A 19,075-nucleotide genomic window follows, 5' to 3' on the forward strand; every position below is an offset into this window, starting at 1 on the left:
TTCACCAGACACGCCCTAGTACGGTTGTGGTTGCCCCATCTTCTGTTCGTTCAGGGTGTGCCGTGTTCTTTTTTGTTTATTTGGAGCTGATGATCTCTGTGGTTTGGCGGTGGGGGATTATCAATCCGAGTGCCATCGGTTCATTGATTATGTGGGGCGGACTGCTGATTGCGTATCTCATTGGTATATCCGGTGGTACGTCCGACGTGTGTGACATGCCATGTATCCGAATGATCGGCGAAAACAGGTGAGAGCGGCCTGGATAGGTGGTTGGGCGTTCTTTTTTCCGGCGTTGGTTTGTCTTACGGCTTGGATTTGGGGAAATGTGCACGACCGTGGGAACATGTGCAATGGGTACGTGGTGTTCGCCGCTATTGGCGCTGTGGCATTTTTCTTGCCGCCGTCTTTTACGGCATGTGGGTGCGGGTGGAGATGGGGATTGATAAAACAAAGATTGGATAGATAGGTTCTATCTGTTTATCAAGCATAGGTTTCTGTTGCCAGCTCATATATGGGGGCTTCATGCTGTTTTCAGGTGGAGCCTTTTTTCTTTCAACTGAAAACCAGAAAATAGACTATGAATGAATTGGCAGAAAGGAGACCGATGATGGTAGACAAAGATGAACTTGTTGAACTTCTGAGACAATGGGGAGTATCGCATGCCGAGGAGTGGGCGGAACAAGAGTTGCGTGATGAACATTTTGCGGTTCTCGCGATGTTTCGATTTCTGCGACCGCTCCAACATATGCTGGATGGTTATCTTTACGGTAGTGAATACTGGGTGCAACAAACCATCGAACGGAAAGACCCTACAGCTGAAGTGTTGAAGGAAATGATCGATGCCGGAATCGCACCTGAGAAAATTGGATGGTTTGCTTATTGGATTGCCAGAGAAGCTATCAATGCAGTCCTCTATCGCTTGGACGATCCTGCTGGTGGTGATTATGATTTGCCGAATGAGGGAGAAGGATTACCCAGTTGGAGTTTGCAAGAACGTATCGAGCATAGAGAGGGGACAAAATGGACCGCCGAATTGACAGGCAGAGTGATCGGAGGCATGCATACTCTTTTCCCTTTTCATAACCCGGAAGACAAGAAGATGGAATGATTGATGAGAAACAGCACCAAAGGTCGAGAATGCTGCGATTCCGGGTGCGCCGTTTTGCCTATCGCTCCTGTTTCGCTGGGAGCGGGTCCGAATCCCGTCGAGTGTGGGGTGCTTAAGACGGGAAATCCGAACCCACGGACTTTGTCAACAACCTGAAGGTCCAACCTCGGGGCGACTGAAACGACGTCATTCTCCATCCGGATAATGTTTGGCCAAATATTCGTGAATTGCCCGGTCTGCTTGTTCCAATGTGTCAAATGTGGCAAGTTCACCGGAGAATTCCACCTGAATGCGTCCGTCGGGCAACAGGCGGCGGTCTACGGATACAGGGTCTTGGCGGAACGGTTCCATAGGGCGTTTGCTCCTTTTTGTGTCTTACATGTTTGGGAGGCGATTTTTCACTTTCCGCTTCCACCGGGACAGAATCATGGTCGCGGTCAGGTTGATCCTCGCCTCCCACTGGTTTCACCAGTCCAGCTCCATGTGCGTCATTCGGTCTGCTCTTCGACTTCTTTGTTCATCGCAGTGACGTCGGCTGCTTCGTTGTTTTGTTCATAAGCCAGTTGAATGAATTGCGCGGCATCCGTTTCCTGCTCGTCTTCCATCTCTGTGTAGCGGGGATCATTCTTTTTGATGTTCATCTTCGTGGCCTCCTTAATGGGTGATACCCATATTATGGGGAATTGGCCGAAGGATTATGAGCGATGAAGCGACAAGTGAAAAAAGGATCAATGATCGATGATCACTTTGAGCATTTGAATCTTCGCAATGGGAATCATTGACTGATGGGGGAGTCATTTTTGGAAACAGGAAATCGCGGCATCCGTATTTTATCTACATTTTTGATGATATTTGGTTTCATGGTAGCCATCCTCCGCGCCGTGCAGATCGGACTTTCCATTGGTATGCACAAGGTCTTGTGTATGCCCGTGCAAGGGTGCACGGATACGGAGATCGGTTTTTTTTACGCATTGCTCAGCGTCATGTTGCCCGGCTTGCTGTTTGCCGGCGGGTTGGGACTTCGACAAGGAAAGCTGGGGTTGGTGGTCGCTGGCCATTTATAAAATACGAGCGGGAAATTCCAGCCCTTCAGGGTTGGGATGAAAGCGAGCGTCTGAGGGAGGGGTTTTTTACCCCTCTCGCAAGTCCGACATTTTTTGTAAATACTCTTTGACTAACTTCTCAATAATCTTGCTAGCATCTGTATTTTCTTTAGCAGCTTGTAATTTTAGTTGCTTAATCACTTCTTCATCTAACGAAGTTGTGAATTTTTTGCGTGGCATTAATTTTCCCTCCTTGTCCTATTACGTATTTACGTATATAATATAGGAAAAGGAGGTGAAAAGCAAATGCACAAAGCGTTTAAATTTCGGATCTATCCAACGAGAGAACAAGTTACACTCATTAATAAATCCATTGGTTGTAGTCGTTTTGTATTCAATCACTTTCTAGCCAAATGGAATGAAACATACGAGCAAACAGGAAAAGGACTAACCTATAGTGCTTGTTCCAAACAATTAACCCAATTAAAGAAGGAACTGGAGTGGTTGAAAGAAGTAGATTCTACTGCACTACAAAACGCATTGAAACATCTGGATGACGCATTCAAACGCTTTTTCAAAAGGCAGAATGAACGTCCACGCTTCAAAAGCAGGAAAAATCCTGTTCAATCATACACCAGTCAATGCAATCATCCTAAGAAAGGGAAACCCACAATTGAAGTAGTTGGAAACAAAACCAAGCTACCAAAACTAGGATGGGTTAAGTTTGCAAAATCCAGAGAAGTAGAAGGAAAAATCCTTTCCGCTACGATTCGTCGCAGTCCATCAGGAAAATATTTTGTTTCTATCCTATGTGAAATGAACTACTGCCCATATGTTCCAGTAGATCAAGAAAAAGCAGTTGGTGTGGATCTTGGCTTGAAAGATTTCGCAATCCTTTCAAACGGTCAAAAAATCAATGCTCCCAAGTACTTCAGAAAGTACGAAAAACAATTGGTCAGATGGCAACGAACCATGTCACGTAGGCAATATGGCGGTAGCAATTGGAACAAAGCACGTTTAAAGGTTGCTAAGATCCATGAAAAGATCGTAAATGCAAGGCATGACTTTCTTCATAAAATGTCAACCAAACTGATTCACGAAAACCAAGTGATCTGTTTGGAAGACTTGCAAGTGAAAAACATGGTGAAAAATCATAAGCTGGCAAAATCAATTACGGATGTGTCATGGTCTGAGTTTGTCGCGATGCTGAAATATAAGGCTGAGTGGTACGGTAGAACCATAGTTAAAGTCGGTAAGTCCTTTCCATCCAGCCAGCTATGTTCCAACTGTGGGCGTCGCCATAAAGAGGTAAAGAACCTCAATCTAAGAGAATGGACATGCCCAGAGTGCCAAACTCACCATGACCGAGACATCAACGCATCCATCAATATCCTGCAAGAAGGTATAAGACTTTTCACCGCAGGGCTTGCGGGTTGAGCTTGGTCAATATCCTGTCAGTAGATGGGAGTTCCCAAGAATCCCACGGATTCAGCCGTGTGGAGTGTCAACACGTGTTCGACCCCATTGTAGCATTTGTCACCAGAGGTGCTTCAGTTAATATCTTGTTGCTCATTTACGCTTTTCTCTGCCTGCTTCTGCTCATTTATCTCTATCGGGAAAAAGTATTGGCATACGCCTCCATTCAGGGAAATAAGAGAAGAAATTTGTTGATCCTGTTTTGGACCTCGGTTATCATCTTGATGTTATTTGAATTAAGCGTATGAATGAAAGCCAAAATCCAATGGGAAACATGATCCAACTGCTGTGGAGCGGGCAGAGGAGGAAGTGAGGTGAAAACATGGAATCACACACCGTGATGACACATCGTGTCGATGAGTCGGAGGACGGCAAGATGGTCCGCCAGGTCCTGCGCAACCGGTTCCGGTTTTCCCGCCGCCAGTTTCGCCGATTGAAGGTGACCGATGGTGTTCGGGTCAACGGTTCATTCGCCTATTTGACCTCCCGCGTGAAGACGGGGGATGTCATCACTGTCACCCTGACGGACGAAGAACCGGTGCACATTCCTCCTCAACCCGTCCCCTTACACATCATGTATGAAGATGAAGATCTGCTGGTGTTGGACAAACAACCGGGTGTCGTTGTGCATCCGACCAAAGATTACCGGGATTGGACATTGGCCAACGGTTTGGTGCATCATTGGCGGGAAAGGGGAGAGACTCATCAGGTACGGCCGGTTACAAGGCTGGATAAAGAGACGTCGGGCTTGATCGTGTTTGCCAAGCATGCACACGCCCATGCTTTTTTATCCGGGCAGATGGCGAACAAGCGGTATAAACGCGAATATTTGGCCATCGTGCACGGCCGTGTGTTGCGGACATCCGGTACGATCGATGCCCCGATCGGTCGGGACCCCGCCCACACCAGCCGCCGCATCGTAACCCCGGACGGAGCGGAGGCGGTCACCCACTACCGGGTGGAGGCGGCTTTTTCCAAGGCATCGTTGGTACGTCTCTCACTGGAAACGGGGCGAACCCATCAAATTCGCGTCCATTTGGCGCATCTCGGTCATCCGATCATCGGCGACACCTTATATGGAAATGAGGAAGATGCGGCCATGTGGGGAATGGAGCGGCAAGCCCTGCATGCCGCGCGATTGACGCTCATCCATCCGCGCGACAAATCCTCGCGCACCTGGGAATCCCCCATTCCTGCGGATATGAAACGGCTGTTGGACCGGGTGAAACAGGCGGAAAACAAGTGAAAAACAGGCAGCAGGAATTTGGCTCCTTTCGAGAGAATGGCACACTCATTCCACGGAAAGGAGCGATACCCAGTGAGACACAGAAAATGGTTCCTCTTTGCCGCCTTGTTGATGTGCATCCTCTTGGTTCCCGGCACACCGGCAGTCGGAAAGGCGAGCGTTCCGCCTCCCGTCAAGATGGGACAGGTGAACGGGGGCGATGTATCCACCGCCACTGATCCGCCGGGAACATGGTATTTGGGAGCGACACCGCCCAATGCCGATTCCGGCAAGCCACCAATCGTATTTGTTCAGGGGTTGAACGGCACGGCCGAAAGTTGGTGGGAAGACACGGTATACCATGGCCGCAACGATATGTATGAAGACGCTTACCATGCAGGATACCGAACAGCGTTCCTGCAGTTGTGGGACGCTTCGGGTAACGGCGGTGCGAGCATGTGGGACAACGGTCAGTTGCTGGCCGAGCTGTTGCGCCAGATTTCACAATACTTCGGGCAACCGGTCAATGTGGTGGCGCACAGCAAAGGCGGGATCGATGCACAGACTGCGTTGGTGTATTACGGTGCCTCTCCCTATGTGGGCAAGGTTATCACGTTGGGGTCCCCGCATCACGGCTCGCATCTGGCCGACCTGGCTTACAGCTGGTACGCGGGGTGGCTGGCTGACTTGTTGGGGATCAAAAGTGACGGGGTATACGTTCTGCAGACGGGCTACATGGACCAATTCCGCTCTGATACGGACGGACGTCCCGAGGTGAGCCGCAATCCGTTCTACACCGCTGCGGGTACCAACTGGGGACCGTTTCCCTCCGCATTGTGGACGGGCGGAGCGTATCTGTCGGTGCATGGCAGCAATGACGGGCTGGTCAATGTATGGAGTACCCAATTGCCCTACGCGTCCCATATTTTTACGGAAAATTTCGATCACGATTTGATCCGCACCGGCTCTGCTTCATTCAACCGGATTGAACCGTTGTTGCGAACGGGTAAAACGGCGATGACGGCAGAACCGTCGGCGCATGCGTCCGCAACCAGGGATGCCGTGCAAACGGCCGCCGCCCAACAAGTGGTGCGCGGACAGTCCCTCCCGGCAGGGCAAACCGTGACGGAGACGGTACCGGTCGAATCCGGCAATGGAGAAGTGGTGTTTCACGTGATGACCGGACATGCAGGAGCACAGGTGACGCTGGAGTCCCCGACAGGTCAGATTTACAACAGTCAAAGCCCGCAATATTTCACCGGTGTCGATCAGGGTATTTTCCGCAACGCGAATGTAAGCGCTTTCCGAATCGCGCAACCCGCCGTCGGCAACTGGAAAGTAAGCATTCAAAACAGCGTGGACGACGCGTATCTGATGGCGGTCACCTATACTTCCGCATCCGGTTTGCAATATCAGATCGACCCGGTCAAGGGCAAGAACGGGGTCTTTGCGGTCAAAGTGACGCCCGCCGCGGCTTCGGCCCGCTGGGACCGTTGGAACGTCCGCGTCCGTGTCGTGCCGCCTTCGGCTCAAACGGCAGCGGCCATGAATCAGCAAAGGATGGAGATGCGCCTGGTTCCTTCACGACAGGCCGGTGGATTTGTCGGCACTTTGCCTGCCTTCACCCAAACAGGCGTGTATAATGTCACCGTCGATGTAAGCGGTTGGACCCCGGACGGCCACCCGTTCGCCCGGACCTGGATTGAATCGGTGTACGTTCCGGGAAAAACGTCCTCGATGAAACGGTGAGTTGGGTCCAGGTTGACGGGGTATGGGTGAGGTTTAGCGATTTCCGATTTCCCGTCTTCCGTAGCGACAGACAGAGTCGCTCGACGTTGTTCCAAGAGGGTGGCCGTATTTCCACGAGCGATCTTGGAGCTTGCCGAGAGGGAAAACGGCTCACCCGTAACAGGAAAGTGGTTCCACCACTTTGTCAGCAACTCTCCCCTTCCCACGAAGGGGTTTTTTTGTACCCGGAATTCCATGTGCATCGTTTATGAAAAAAGGGGAGATTTTCGGTAGAATGGAGGAGAATGAAGGAGGGAAACCGATGAGCCAACGAGTGGCTTGGGTAACGGGCGGCGCCACCGGTCTCGGGGTGATGATCGCCAAGGGACTGGCCGAAGACGGCTATCATATCGCGGTCAACTACCGAAAGAGCCGGGAAGCTGCTGAACGTTTGGTATCCGAGATTGAATCAATAGGACGGGAAGCGATGGCCATGCAGGGTGATGTGAGCCAAGTGGAGGATGTGCGGCGCATGTCGCGGTCGATTCTGGAGCGATGGGGGCGGATTGACGTGCTTGTCTGCACGGCGGGACCGTTTTTGTTCCGTCACATTCGCCTGACGGATCTCACGGATGACGAATGGCGGGAGATGGTGGACGGCAATTTGTCCGGCGTTTTCTACTGCGCCCGCGAAGTCATCCCCCACATGCGCAAGCAGCGATTCGGCCGCATTATCACGTTTGGCTTTCCCGACGTGCAAAACGCCCCGTCGTGGCCGGGGGTGTCCGCCTATGCGGCGGCCAAAGCGGGTGTCGTTTCCCTGACGCGGTCGATGGCCGAAGAGGAAGCGCCCTATGGGATTACAGTCAATATGGTTTGTCCCGGTGATATCCGTCATCCCTACAAGGAAGCACCCATCGCCGCCGCGCGGGGAAAAAAGGAACCCCGCAACCCGGTGGGGCGTCCGGGCACGGGAGAAGACGTGGCGCGGGTGGTCCGGTTTTTGGCACACCCGGATTCGGATTTTATCACCGGAGGGGTGATTCCGGTCACGGGTGGCTTTGATAACCGGGATTTTCGTTTCAGTCCGACATGACGGGTTTTTGCCGGTTGGCGTCGGACTTTGTTCATCGAACTGACAACGAAGACGTAGAAAATTACGTTATAATAGAATGGTGAATCCAAATGGGATTATCGGCGATCAAACAGCCGACCCAGTCCGAACCACAGCAACGAACCTGCCAATCCGATCACGCAACCGATCCAGCCGTACAGTTGCCACAGAAAGAGCGTCGCCGCCAACCCGACCCATCCCGTCATTCGACAGGCGAACACGGCCGCTTTTCTGTTCATATCCCTCACCTCACGTATTGATGGTACATTGTCGGGTTGAGGGAAAACAAGGAGAAGTTTCCGTGAAAAATTGTCAATTTCGCAAATGGGTTGGACTGATTCTCCCGTTCTAGTAATATAAATCATTGGTATGATAAGAATTTTTCCCAGGTTGTTCGGTGACGACAGAGAGAAAGTCACAGCCCGGCAATCCTGCACCGCAGCGCGTTCGGTGCGCGAGAGTGGAGGATTTGTCGTTATTCCCTTTTGGGTGAAAAGCCAGGTGACAGGGGGTTGGAAGGATGGACGAATTGCGACGGAGCAGCCGCAACCGGCCGCTGCGTTCCCGATCATCGCGGTCCGAAACGCCGCCGGCGCGCGCGCGTGCGGCCTCCCGGGCGAGCCGCGGGGGTCAGGGCGGCGGTGGAAAGTCGGGGATTTGGCGTTTCTTTAACTGGAAATGGCTTGTATTGGTGTTGATGACGAGTGGATTGCTGATCATCGGTGGATGTTCCGCGTTGAAGGCGTATGCCAGCACTGTTAATTGGGATGATATGAAGAACCAGGATACGGCGTCCACCCTGTATGACCAAAAGGGTCAAGAAGTGATGAAACTGGGAGAGGCGGACAAGGAATATGTCACATATGAACAAATGACCAAGGTGAATCCGGATCTCCCCAAAGCGTTCGTCAAGGTGGAAGACGTCCGTTTCTACAAACACCATGGGGTGGACTGGTTCGGTCTGGGCCGGGCCGTCGTCAAAAACATCATCACACTCCGAAAAGGGGAAGGCGGCGGGACCATCACCATGCAGGTGGCCCGGAATATCATCCTGAAAAACCGGGAAAAGACCTATTCCCGGAAGTTGAAAGAGATGGCCACGGCGATGGCCATTGAAGACCAGTTCAATAAAAACAGGATTTTGGAAGCGTATCTGAACAACATCTACTTCGGCAACGGGATCAAAGGCGTGGCGATGGCCGCCAAGGTGTATTTCGGCAAAGACATCACCAAAGTGAAATTGGAACCGGAAGAAATCGCCTTGTTGGCCGGATTGCCGAAAGCGCCGGAGGGGTACAACCCGATCTATCATGCGGACAAGGCATTGAAACGGCGGAATATCGTCTTGATGAAGATGGCGGAAGATGAAAACCTGCCGCCGATCATCCAGCCGTCCGAGGTGGACAAATACAAACAAAAGCCGTTGGGTGTCAATACCGCGAAATTCAAGGAATACAAGAAGAAAACCAAGCAGTACGATGCGTACAAGGAATATGTGATTCGCGAACTGAAGGAACGGTATGACATCAGCGAAACCGAATTGGCGACCGAGAATTATAAAATCTACACCGGTTTGAATCCGAAAGCGCAGGAGGCCGTAGAGAAAGCAGTCAAGGACGATCGGCTTTATCAAGGGCATAAGGAATTAGATGCCGGTGCGACGATGGTCAACCCGAAAAACGGGCTGATCGAAGCGATCGCCGGTGGGCGGTTCTACAAGCCGACGTTTAGAATTCGTTCAATCGATCCGCACCAACCGGGATCGTCGATCAAACCGATCACTGTGTATGCACCGGCGATCGACTTGAATGACGATATCAACGAGTACGCGATGATTCCGGATGAGCCGGTTTCCTACGGCGGATGGACACCGGAAAACTATGAGAAGAAATATTACGGTCTCGTCCCGATGCGGGATGTTGTGGCCGAATCGATGAACGCGGCGACGGTATGGATTTTGGACAAAAAAGTCGGGTTGGAAAAGGCGCTGAAATACGGTCGGAAAGCCGGCCTGTCCCTGAAGGAACGGGATAAGGGATGGTCGCCGCTTGCATTGGGCGGATTGACTGATGGCGTGACGACAGTGGAAATGGCACAAGCCTACTCCGCATTGAACAACAACGGCGTGATGAATGAGGCCCATGCCGTGGAGAAAGTGTTGAGTGCGGACGGAGAAGTCGTAGAACCCGAAAAAGAAGTGAAAAAGAACGTCCGTGTATATTCGAAAAAAGCGGCATGGTACACCACCCGGATGTTGTTGTCCGTTGTCTCCGGTGAGGGTGTGACTCACGGCAACACCGGGAAATTCGCCAAACTGGACAACGGTCAACCGGTGGCGGGGAAAACGGGAACGACACAAAACGGCAAAGACGCGTGGTTTGTCGGCTACACGCCGAAGCACGTGTTGGCGGTCACCATTTTCAACCCGCCGAAAGGCGAACAAGTGGAGTTGACCGGCGGGAAATATCCGGCGAAAATGTTCAAGGCGATTATGGAAGATACGATGGAATCCAACAACGAGCGGATTACGGCGTTTGAGCCGCCGCCGGGTGTGCCGGAACCGACACCGCCGTTCCAGTTGATGGCCGTCAGCGTGAGTGCGCAGTATGACCAGGCGTCGCACGCCGTCCATCTGAGCTGGAACGCGCAAAATGATCCGCGTGCCAAATACCGTGTGGAACGCTCCGAGGATCAGGTCAACTGGCAGCCGTTGGGTGAGGTGCAAGGCGGTTCGTTTACGGATACCAGCATCCAAGTGCCGCAAGCCGGCGGAGACGGCGGCCTGATCGGTGGACCCACGACGACACCGCAACCGAAAACCTATTTCTACAGAGTCGTCGCCATCGACACGAAAACCAACCAAGAGCTGCCGTCCAACGTGGCTACGGTACAGGTGACGCCGGATCAGCCGCAAACGCCGCCGCCTGACCAAGGGAACCCGCAAGGCAACCCGCAGGGCAATGATCAGGGCAATCAGCAGGGGAACCCGCAAGGCAATGACCAAGGTCAGGGTCCCGGCGGATTCCTGGGTGGCCCGGACGGTCAAGACGGTACGAACGCGGGCGGTCCTGGCGGTACGGATCAAGGTACCACCGGTGGAACGGATCAAGGTGGAGCCGACCAAGGGAACGACACCGGAACCGATCAGGGCGGTCAAGGCGGTAATGGTGGCAACGGTGGCAACGATGGCCGCAATGGCGGAGACGGTGGTTTCATCGGCTGACGCTAACCGTTTGAAAGGACCGGCGAGAAAGCCGGTCCTTTCTTGTTGACACAATTCGTCTCTCCGATCTCCCGTCTCCTTTCACAGCGATGGCTGAAGTCGCTCGACGGGAAATTGGGATCCGCTATTGACAAGAGGGTGGCCATTTTCCCATAAGCGACCTTTAGCTAGCGAAACAGGAGTGAGAGGGCAACTGTCACACCGAAATCGTGTGGCTCAACTACACTTTCAGCAATCTCAAGGACCGGTACAAAAGCCGGTCCTTTTTTCATTTGTTCTAACCCCGTTTTCCTGCCCATAGACTAGTCCTGAAAGGGACGAGTCGCGGGGAGTGAGCGGGATTGGGAAATCGTGTGATGGCAGCGTGCCGGATCGGGTTTACCTATATCGGTACGGTGGTGGGCGCCGGGTTTGCCTCTGGACAGGAAATCATGCAATTTTTTACGCGTTTCGGCTCACAAGGCATATGGGGCATCGTGGCGGTCACCCTGATGTTTTCATGGCTGGGCACCCGAATGATGGTGATGGGGGCGCGGTTGAAGGCTTCCTCATATGAAGAGCTGAACCGGTTTCTGTTCGGCCCCCGGTGGGGGAGATGGATGAACGGATTCGTGGGGCTGGTATTGTTCGGCGTTACGACGGCGATGATGTCGGGGACGGGCGCCCTGTTCAGGGAACAATTGGGGTGGTCGTTTCACGTGGGTGTCATTCTGACGGCTGTGGTGGCCTTCGCTGTGATTCTTCGTGGATTGGATGGGATTCTTTCCGTCAATTCGCTGATCGTGCCGATGATGTTCCTTTTTACCGTACTCGTGGCGATCAACGGTTTGGGGCGGCCGGAGGCGGTCGGGTGGCTGACGGCATCGCATCACGGCGGCGGGCAGTGGTGGTTGTCCGCGTTGACATATGTGGCGTTCAATCTGGCCATGTCTCAAGCGGTGTTGGTACCGATGGGCAAAGAAGTGGCCGATGAGCGGCTTCTCGCGGCGGGAGGATGGATCGGCGGAGTGGGATTGGGTGTGATGCTGTTGGCCAGTCATTTTGCCATGACGTTGGAGATACCGGAAATTCTTCAAAGGGAAATCCCGATCGCGATGGTGATTGCTGCGTTGGGCACCGTGATGAAGGCCTTTTTTCTGTTGGTGATGTGGGGGGAGATTTTTACCACCCTGATCGGCAATGTGTACGGTTTGGCCGCCCATCTGCACGAATATCTGCCTTTTCGCATGAATACGATTATGGCCGGCATTTTCATCGCTGGTTATGTTTGTTCGCTGATCGGGTTTCCCGCTCTGGTTGGATATGTCTATCCGTTGTTTGGCTACTGCGGACTGGCGGCGATCGGGCTGTTGGCATTGAGACCGTATCCCCGCTGGTGAGGAGGCATTGTCATGGGAACGCTCATCATTGCACTTGTCGCTTATGGGATCGGCATGTTCCCCGTTTACGGATGGTGGATGGGAAAACGAATCCATGGGGAAGCGATCATGCATACCGGTCCGTTGCAGGATATGGTACTGTGGGCGGGATTGGAAATGACCAAAGGTGCGTTGGCCGTGCTGATCGGATGGGCGACGGGCGGATGGTTTGCTGCCAGCGTGGCGGCATTGATGGTGGTGGTGGGCAGCTTGTATCCGGTTGTCCCCGCTTTTCGCGGCGGCGGGGGAATGGCGGTGGCGGCCGGAGCGCTGTTCGTGTTGAGTCCGATGCTGGTCGTGGCGGGCATCTTGATTTATTTTGTCAGTTTGTTGTTGACGCGGTATCTGGAGATTTCCACGTCGCTGGCCACTGTGGCCGTGATGATTCTGTCGGGTGTGATTTCTGCGCATATGTACGTCATCATCGTCGCCGTTTGTGTGGGGGCCCTGATTCTGTATCATCAGCCGAAGCATCGTTTTGGCAGGCACCGTGCGCGTTTTCGCGGGTGGAAGAACCTCTTTCGCTTCCGTCGGTGATACCATGAGGAAGAAAAGAGGGGGAACCGCCGTGGAGTGGACAGGCTATTTGCGCCCCTTGCAACATGAAGTGGCCGAGCCGATCACGTGTTTTGCCCGGTGGGGGAAACGAACGCCCCGGCTCAACGATGGGACGGGGCGAACAACCTGCATCACGTTTCTCCGGGAAAAGCTTGCCGCCATTGTAACAACGGTGATTGTGATCCATTGACTTTTTAAAGAAAAAGTCGCCTGAAAGCACACGGTGCCCATAGGAAGTACCCTTGTATTTCAATCGTGGGATGAAAGGCGGCGTTGCCCGGCATCCCCTTTTGGGGATGGTAAGGGCAACCAATTTGCTGTATAATCGAACGTACGAGCGGTGCTCATCCCACTGGTAGTGGGTTTGTTCCTGTGTACGTCATGGTATGAGGTTCCAGTGGCGAACCAATCACTTCCACTGGGTAAAACCATGAGAGTGAGTGAAAAGGAACTGGCGTACTGGTAATACCACGGGCACTTCCGTTGGTCGCAGGTACGCCGCCCAAGCGGGTACCTGCAGCGTTGTTGTAGAACTGCTTGGGACGGGGTGATGACACACCCCTTAGCTTGAGGGTTGCCTGAAACAGAAATGGACTGAGGGCGTTAACCACTCAAGAATCCCACGGCGACCATAGGGAGTGCCTGTGGTACTTTAGCCGTGTGGAGTGTCAAAGGTGCAGCTCCACCCTGACTTTGTAGCCGCTGTATTTCCGCATGTTGATGACTCCGTTTTCCAAGATCATATACTGAGCTTTGACACCGATCAGCTTCCCCTTAATATGTTCCTGCTTGTCCAAGGATAAAGATGTAATTTTGTCGGGAATCTGCAAATGTGGATACTCAAAAGTCCAAACATCATGTGACTCAACGAAGTATCCCAGATACTGGGCAGGGATTTTGTTTTTCATGTCGGAACGAACAGCCGATAAATCCTTGTCTGCGATTTGGTTTTTCAGCATCCTGCGCCAATTTGTTTTGTCATTGATGAATTGGGACAGGTGATATTCTATTTCCCCGGCGGTTTTTCGGTCAGGCACCTCCGCTATGGGAACGGCAGCCACTGCCCCTTGATCGATCCAGCGTTTGATCATGTTCGGTTTTCTGGTAATCCCCACTTTGATATCATCGCTTAGGGCAAGATAAACGATATGGGGTTGCATGCAGTGAGATCGACCGAAATCTTCATCACGGCACGTTCCCTTATGAAAATGGCAAAGATGAGGTTTCACGATGCAAATATCATTTTCGGCCCGATCCCGAAAGCACGGAAAGCACGATCCGCTGTTAAACGATTTTTTGATTTTTCGCCCGCAATAAATACAGGATATTTCTCCGAGGTAGTTGATTTCAATGGTTTTCCCCAAGTAATCATTGAGCGGGATTTCCTCATGATCCAGTCTCAGAAGGTATGATATCGGCGTATTGTATTGGTGGCCAAGTGGCCGAATATGTCCGGTAAGTATCATAATCAAACCCCTTTAACTATTCTTCGGTAACCGTGGATGAACATCAAGGTTGAAATCTATTTCTTTTTGCTGTCTTTTCTCTTAGTATACACTACCTTTTTCAGAGCGTTTTTAGGTAAAGCGTTTTTTGTTTGGGATCGTCTGTTTTGTGGTATCCGTCTCAAACATGACTTTCGGGATCACTTTGTGACGCGCTTTGGCTCGTGCACACGCTTGTTTGATTTCTTTCTCAGCTTTTTCTATTGACGGACATTTTGCGGATCGTCCATAAATGTCTGTACGTCAAATACGTATAAAGGCGTTCCTTTTGTTGCTCCAACCGTGATCGTCAATCATCTTCCTGCAAATGTTGTTCCGCGCTTTTATCATCGTGTTCCACTTGTATTCGTTCCGGCATTTCCCAAGAAGATTCAATCGTTTTTCTTCTGCTACTCAATTCGGGTGGACTTGTTGCAAGCAGCATGAATACACCGCAAATGTCACTTTTGTTCCGGTTGTCTTGCCTGACCATAGCCCGTCCACATTTACCACATTTCATCATACCAGCAGGAGGTTTTTTGATGCCACAGATGCTTTTATTCAATTCCAATTGACACTCCACACGTTTGAAGACGCGGGATTCTGGCGTCCGCAGTCCATCCACAATGGCTTCGTCCAAGCCTGGTAATTTTCGTTTCACGAGTTTTTGGTCGCATCGTCGTTTTCAGTGTTTTCTAACTTCCCGACTCGATTGCACCAAAATTCTGTTTTTACTTGCGAGAGAAACAAAGCCTTCCCAATCTGACGTTGCTTTCATCCCAACACTGAAGGAGTGGGTTTTCCCGCTTGTTCTTTATAAACGCCACGCGCTCCGTGCAAGTATGAAATCCTGCGTCAACCATGATATCGATATCGACCTTGGAAAACATGATCACAAAAAAAGATGACGAAAACTAAATAAGGTACTCCAGCCTCCTGTATCTGGTGACCACGATGAGCGGTCTTTTTTATTCATCATGATGATGAAATATTGGTTCGTGTATCACCACATTGCTGATTTACTTGCCCTTCCGGGATAAAGAGGGCCACCTCATTCGGATCTTGACGTTGTTTAAAGACTCTTTTTTTCCGTTGACATTTCTCCGATCGTGATGCGACGTACAGACCGTTTGGCAACCTTCTGGCAAGAATGAACCGTTTTTTGGTGATAAGATGATATCAGGGATGGTTGAAGATGCTTCATTCATCGCAATATGTGGGTGTTTGGCGCAGGGACAAAATGAGATGATCAACGGAGGTGATTTTCCCGGTCACTGACGCTCATTGCTATCCCCCGCTCCGTTCCCGAGGTTCGGAGTTAGTCCGAACAATCCCGGCTGAGAGGGTAGTGCAAACAACCCTCTACCAGGGCACCAGTCCAAAATACGAAGCCAACTTCTCTTGATAGTGACCTGGCGGCCGTTTCCTTATCTTGGATGGCGGTTGAGGATGTACGCAAAACCACAAATGGCGAGCCATGATTCGCGGACCCATTCCCACAAGCAAAGGTACTTACAGATTGGCATTCGGTGCTATGAGAGATTCAAGAAGAAATAGTTAGTGAGCTTAAAAGGCTGTAAGCAAATTGAAGAAAGAGTAAAATGATCAATGGGTTCCCAACATGTTGAGGGAAAAAGTATAGATCCGTTCAAAAGGAATAGATCGTATGAATGACTTACATAAGGAAATATCAGGATATTGGGATAAAGATGATCTGGTTACAATCAGCCGTGAACTACTTGACCCATTCGATTTGGCATATGATACCAAAATAGTGCTTTCATCCATTGGATTGCCAATGAATGTAGAAGAAGTGAAGGAACATCCATTTTATATCAATTTTTATCACGAGCCAGAGATGGGGTTATATTGTGGAGATGACTATATCATTATAGGCGACAACGAAAGCAGCAAAATCGGTATTCATAAAAAAACCGGGAATATCCATTTGATTGAGGAAACCCCAGCCGCTTGTGTACAAATCAGATTTATCAATTCAGATATAGCCAAATTCCTTATGTTTTTAAAGGTATATTTGAGTTATCGACCTCAATTGGTGGATGCTATGGGAGAGGATGATGAAAAAAAGTTATTCGCCATCGTTGATCACATCAAACAACGCATGAATCAAATGGATTCAAAAGCATTATTAGATGCAGAATCATATTGGTCGGTTATACTTGAACAAGTTGAAGATGGATTGTCGTGTTGATGTAAACGAACGATACATTCGGTTTCCAACCCATATAAAGAGGATGTATGGGGTAAGCCCTCAACCGAGGGACAGGCATATTGAAAAACCCAGCGGTTTTTTCCGCTGGGTTTGTCCTTTCGTTTACTCCGTTGCTGGTGGACGTTAACCAACAGTATAAGGGGATTCAAATGGATCATCATATCCAAAAGCTTGTCAAGCAAGCGATTGACGAAGAAACAAGAGACGACGATCAAGCAGTTTCGGACTCTCTTCCAATCCCCATTTCACCCTGATGGCAAATTTGTATTGTTGGAAGTAAGAGGACATGATGGGGATTTTGGTGTTTCCAGTACACTAATGTATTCGTCGATATGGTTCGTTGATATGGTTGAACGGGATGCCGAGGGCGGCCATTGATCGGTATCACTCTTTCACCGGTACATTCCTTCACACAGTTAACTCCATGCGGGAGTATCCTTTTCTTCCGGGTTGTGGTTTTTTTATGCCGCTTGCAGTATCCTTTTTGATCAGTCCGATTGAGTATCGATTCAGAGAGCAAAATTGAAGTTACGGACAAAATGCTCATCGAAGCGTACTTTTCCGCATCCTGGGCTGAAAGTTCAAAGCGGGCCTTTCTCTCTTCTTTGCCGAGTGCGGATCGGGCTTCCGGGAATGCGATGCGGATGATAAGGATCAACGCTCTTAATCCCAGTCTCCACCAATGTGAAATCGCTTTCACGGCTGGTGGTTTCGTGTAACTTAAAAATATCGAAACAATTTTTTTGAAAAAACTGTTCCGCTTTATTTGAAAAGGGTATATAATATAGATGTGACACCGGCGAACGTAATAAGAAACAACGGCTAGTTTCAAACAGCGTCCTGTAATTTAACGCAATCCCCCCTTGCAATTCACCTTATTTCAATTGATACAAGTTTGACCCCCTTGAGCGAAAAGGGTCGGCAATGCAGCCGACCCTTTTCGCTGTGTTTCTCTCACTGCGGTTTCACTTCAGATTCTGACGCAAAAAGCGGGCCGTCTCATCCAACACTTGATCCAGGTAAGGAGTTGTGCCGCGGAACGGGTGGACACAACCAAAAGTGTGATCCGCCCCTTCGATGATGACCAGCCGGGCCTGCACGGCGGCGTTGGCGAGTTGCTTGGCCGCAGTGAGCGGTACGGAGCGGTCGTCACTCCCGTGCAGGATCAGCAGGGGACGTTTGAAAGACGGGAGCCGTTTCAGGATGTCGAATCGCTCACGGTTGCGTTCCAGATCGTCCAATACCTCCCGGTGAATCGGCATCGCTTGTCCGGTGCGGGCGTTGGGAATGGTGGCGACGCCTTTTTCGCGGATTTCCCGCCTCAGCTCATCGGAGAACAGGTCAACACGGGCAACGCTGTTCCACAACACGACAGCCCCGATCTCCGGATGATCCATCGCGAAGATCAGGCTGTTCCCTCCACCGCGACTGTGCCCGACAAGGGCAATTTTACTGGTGTCCATCGCCTCACGCAAAGGTACGTCTCCCTGTAACAGCCGATCCAGGAGGTATGTCAAATCCTCCTGCTCACGGGAATACGTATTGCGGGCGAACTTGTCCAGTTCGTCGAATTCTTCCAGGTTTTCACCCACCCCGTTCATGGAGAAATTGAAGGTGATGACGGCAAACCCCCGTTCTGCCAAAACATGGGCAGCATGCGGGAAAAAGCCCCAGTTTTTGAATCCCTTAAAACCGTGGCACAAAATAATGACCGGGAGCGGCGATTCGGTCGTTGTGGCATAAACGTCTCCGCGGATGATGCGGTTTTCCTTTCCCAAATCCCATGTGAATGTGCGATGTTCCATCTCTTGCGGCGCAAATGGTAAGGTTGCGCCTGTACCCTCCTTTCCGCGATCGGCTTCCCAAGGCGTGTCTCATCATTCTGTAACCGGGACACATGTTTTCCCAGGCGGCGACTTACCAAGACCCGGCAGAGCGAAGACCCGGAAAGCGCAGCAATTGAATCGCGGGCAAATTCCTCTAAGAGAAGCGTACTTTGCCCGCGCCCTGCGCTCACCGGGTCGGAGCGGCCATGAGCCGCTTCCCCGCAGGGCGCAGGTGGAGCGAGCCGGGAAGCAATGTGGACCGTTTTTGCCGGACACGCCGTAAACAAACATCATTTCGCATCAAAACCGTCCATTTCCTCTTTCCCGCGAGTGCCGTTCACCAAACAAGGGGGATGGTCATAAGCCCGACGAAATGTTAAAATTCGGGTACAGCGATTTGCTGACCGACAAGTGAATAGGCGAAAAGGTCCTTTATCCGAAACGGATAAAGGTGAAAAGGGAAGACCGGTGTAAATCCGGCGCGGTCCCGCCACTGTGAGTGGGGAGCGCGGTCGCACGATGCCACTGTCCCCAAGGGGATGGGAAGGCGCGACCGAATGCGGTGATCCACGAGCCAGGAGACCTGCCTTTTCGCGGTCACTTGCGATTCTCCTTCGGGGTGTGAGGAGGAGCGCAACA

21 protein-coding genes and 1 riboswitch are annotated in these 19,075 nt (G+C 51.3%); of the genes, 14 read left to right on the forward strand and 7 right to left on the reverse strand.

Annotation, left to right across the window (positions count from 1 at the left end):
• The 3 genes from JQC72_RS15985 to JQC72_RS15995 form a co-directional block, all read left to right on the forward strand.
• Positions 1 to 251: hypothetical protein (locus tag JQC72_RS15985; protein WP_205497426.1), on the forward strand; the 251-nt coding region annotated here is incomplete at its 5' end.
• Between the two features lie 19 nt (positions 252 to 270).
• Positions 271 to 462 (forward strand): hypothetical protein, encoded by a 192-nt coding sequence (locus JQC72_RS15990; RefSeq protein ID WP_205497428.1) that lies wholly within the window; start codon positions 271 to 273, stop codon positions 460 to 462.
• Positions 463 to 607: 145 nt separating this feature from the next.
• A complete protein-coding gene (locus JQC72_RS15995) occupies positions 608 to 1,108 on the forward strand; it encodes a hypothetical protein (protein ID WP_302104964.1) in 501 nt (166 codons plus the stop codon).
• Positions 1,109 to 1,294: 186 nt separating this feature from the next.
• Here JQC72_RS15995 and JQC72_RS16000 read toward each other — a convergent pair whose 3' ends face one another.
• Together JQC72_RS16000 and JQC72_RS16005 are read right to left on the reverse strand one after the other, a co-directional pair.
• Positions 1,295 to 1,459: a hypothetical protein gene (locus JQC72_RS16000; RefSeq protein ID WP_205497432.1), complete on the reverse strand. Its 165-nt coding sequence runs from the start codon at positions 1,457 to 1,459 to the stop codon at positions 1,295 to 1,297.
• Between the two features lie 137 nt (positions 1,460 to 1,596).
• Positions 1,597 to 1,749: a hypothetical protein gene (locus tag JQC72_RS16005; RefSeq protein WP_205497434.1), complete on the reverse strand. Its 153-nt coding sequence runs from the start codon at positions 1,747 to 1,749 to the stop codon at positions 1,597 to 1,599.
• A gap of 159 nt (positions 1,750 to 1,908) precedes the next feature.
• On the opposite strand from JQC72_RS16005, the gene JQC72_RS16010 reads away from it, so the two are divergent.
• Positions 1,909 to 2,172, forward strand: a complete 264-nt coding sequence (locus tag JQC72_RS16010; protein WP_205497436.1) for a hypothetical protein — start codon at positions 1,909 to 1,911, stop codon at positions 2,170 to 2,172.
• A 66-nt stretch (positions 2,173 to 2,238) separates the two neighbouring features.
• Here the strand turns inward: JQC72_RS16010 and JQC72_RS16015 are convergent, their stop codons facing one another.
• Positions 2,239 to 2,391 carry a DUF6364 family protein gene (locus JQC72_RS16015; protein WP_205497438.1) on the reverse strand — a complete coding sequence of 51 codons (153 nt, stop codon included), beginning with the start codon at positions 2,389 to 2,391 and terminating at the stop codon, positions 2,239 to 2,241.
• A gap of 66 nt (positions 2,392 to 2,457) precedes the next feature.
• Between JQC72_RS16015 and tnpB the strand changes: the two genes are divergently transcribed.
• The 5 genes from tnpB (at position 2,458) to JQC72_RS16040 (ending at position 7,676) form a co-directional block, all read left to right on the forward strand.
• Complete coding sequence (tnpB, locus tag JQC72_RS16020; RefSeq protein ID WP_205497440.1) at positions 2,458 to 3,588, forward strand: IS200/IS605 family element RNA-guided endonuclease TnpB; 1,131 nt, start codon at positions 2,458 to 2,460, stop codon at positions 3,586 to 3,588.
• Positions 3,589 to 3,662: 74 nt separating this feature from the next.
• Positions 3,663 to 3,875: a hypothetical protein gene (locus tag JQC72_RS16025; RefSeq protein ID WP_205497442.1), complete on the forward strand. Its 213-nt coding sequence runs from the start codon at positions 3,663 to 3,665 to the stop codon at positions 3,873 to 3,875.
• Between the two features lie 74 nt (positions 3,876 to 3,949).
• Positions 3,950 to 4,873: an RluA family pseudouridine synthase gene (locus JQC72_RS16030; protein WP_205497444.1), complete on the forward strand. Its 924-nt coding sequence runs from the start codon at positions 3,950 to 3,952 to the stop codon at positions 4,871 to 4,873.
• A 72-nt stretch (positions 4,874 to 4,945) separates the two neighbouring features.
• A complete protein-coding gene (locus tag JQC72_RS16035) occupies positions 4,946 to 6,601 on the forward strand; it encodes an esterase/lipase family protein (RefSeq protein WP_205497446.1) in 1,656 nt (551 codons plus the stop codon).
• 301 nt (positions 6,602 to 6,902) lie between these two features.
• Positions 6,903 to 7,676 carry an SDR family oxidoreductase gene (locus JQC72_RS16040; protein WP_205497448.1) on the forward strand — a complete coding sequence of 258 codons (774 nt, stop codon included), beginning with the start codon at positions 6,903 to 6,905 and terminating at the stop codon, positions 7,674 to 7,676.
• Positions 7,677 to 7,771: 95 nt separating this feature from the next.
• Here JQC72_RS16040 and JQC72_RS16045 read toward each other — a convergent pair whose 3' ends face one another.
• Positions 7,772 to 7,933: a hypothetical protein gene (locus JQC72_RS16045; protein WP_205497450.1), complete on the reverse strand. Its 162-nt coding sequence runs from the start codon at positions 7,931 to 7,933 to the stop codon at positions 7,772 to 7,774.
• A 281-nt stretch (positions 7,934 to 8,214) separates the two neighbouring features.
• Here JQC72_RS16045 and JQC72_RS16050 point away from each other — a divergent pair, with 281 nt between their 5' ends.
• The 4 genes from JQC72_RS16050 to JQC72_RS16065 all read left to right on the forward strand — a co-directional run bounded on the left by JQC72_RS16050 (position 8,215) and on the right by JQC72_RS16065 (position 13,083).
• Positions 8,215 to 10,917, forward strand: a complete 2,703-nt coding sequence (locus JQC72_RS16050) for a transglycosylase domain-containing protein (protein WP_205497451.1) — start codon at positions 8,215 to 8,217, stop codon at positions 10,915 to 10,917.
• A 341-nt stretch (positions 10,918 to 11,258) separates the two neighbouring features.
• On the forward strand, positions 11,259 to 12,296 hold the full coding sequence (locus JQC72_RS16055) for a YkvI family membrane protein (protein WP_205497453.1): 1,038 nt from the start codon (positions 11,259 to 11,261) through the stop codon (positions 12,294 to 12,296).
• Positions 12,297 to 12,308: 12 nt separating this feature from the next.
• A complete protein-coding gene (locus JQC72_RS16060) occupies positions 12,309 to 12,872 on the forward strand; it encodes a glycerol-3-phosphate acyltransferase (RefSeq protein ID WP_205497455.1) in 564 nt (187 codons plus the stop codon).
• 31 nt (positions 12,873 to 12,903) lie between these two features.
• Complete coding sequence (locus JQC72_RS16065; RefSeq protein WP_205497457.1) at positions 12,904 to 13,083, forward strand: hypothetical protein; 180 nt, start codon at positions 12,904 to 12,906, stop codon at positions 13,081 to 13,083.
• A 478-nt stretch (positions 13,084 to 13,561) separates the two neighbouring features.
• Here JQC72_RS16065 and JQC72_RS16070 read toward each other — a convergent pair whose 3' ends face one another.
• Together JQC72_RS16070 and JQC72_RS16075 are read right to left on the reverse strand one after the other, a co-directional pair.
• Positions 13,562 to 14,359, reverse strand: coding sequence for a DUF2797 domain-containing protein (locus JQC72_RS16070; RefSeq protein ID WP_205497459.1), 798 nt, complete (start codon positions 14,357 to 14,359; stop codon positions 13,562 to 13,564).
• 328 nt (positions 14,360 to 14,687) lie between these two features.
• Positions 14,688 to 15,038: a recombinase zinc ribbon domain-containing protein gene (locus JQC72_RS16075; protein WP_205497461.1), complete on the reverse strand. Its 351-nt coding sequence runs from the start codon at positions 15,036 to 15,038 to the stop codon at positions 14,688 to 14,690.
• Between the two features lie 1,005 nt (positions 15,039 to 16,043).
• On the opposite strand from JQC72_RS16075, the gene JQC72_RS16080 reads away from it, so the two are divergent.
• Positions 16,044 to 16,589 (forward strand): SUKH-4 family immunity protein, encoded by a 546-nt coding sequence (locus JQC72_RS16080; protein ID WP_205497463.1) that lies wholly within the window; start codon positions 16,044 to 16,046, stop codon positions 16,587 to 16,589.
• A 986-nt stretch (positions 16,590 to 17,575) separates the two neighbouring features.
• On the opposite strand, the gene JQC72_RS16085 is transcribed toward JQC72_RS16080, so the two are convergent.
• Entirely contained in the window at positions 17,576 to 18,415 is an 840-nt protein-coding gene (locus JQC72_RS16085; protein WP_205497465.1) for an alpha/beta hydrolase family protein, read from the reverse strand.
• A gap of 429 nt (positions 18,416 to 18,844) precedes the next feature.
• A riboswitch (cobalamin riboswitch) is annotated at positions 18,845 to 19,041 on the forward strand.
• Positions 19,042 to 19,075: the final 34 nt, after the last annotated feature.

It is taken from the genome of Polycladomyces zharkentensis, assembly GCF_016938855.1.
GTDB lineage: Bacteria > Bacillota > Bacilli > Thermoactinomycetales > JIR-001 > Polycladomyces > Polycladomyces zharkentensis.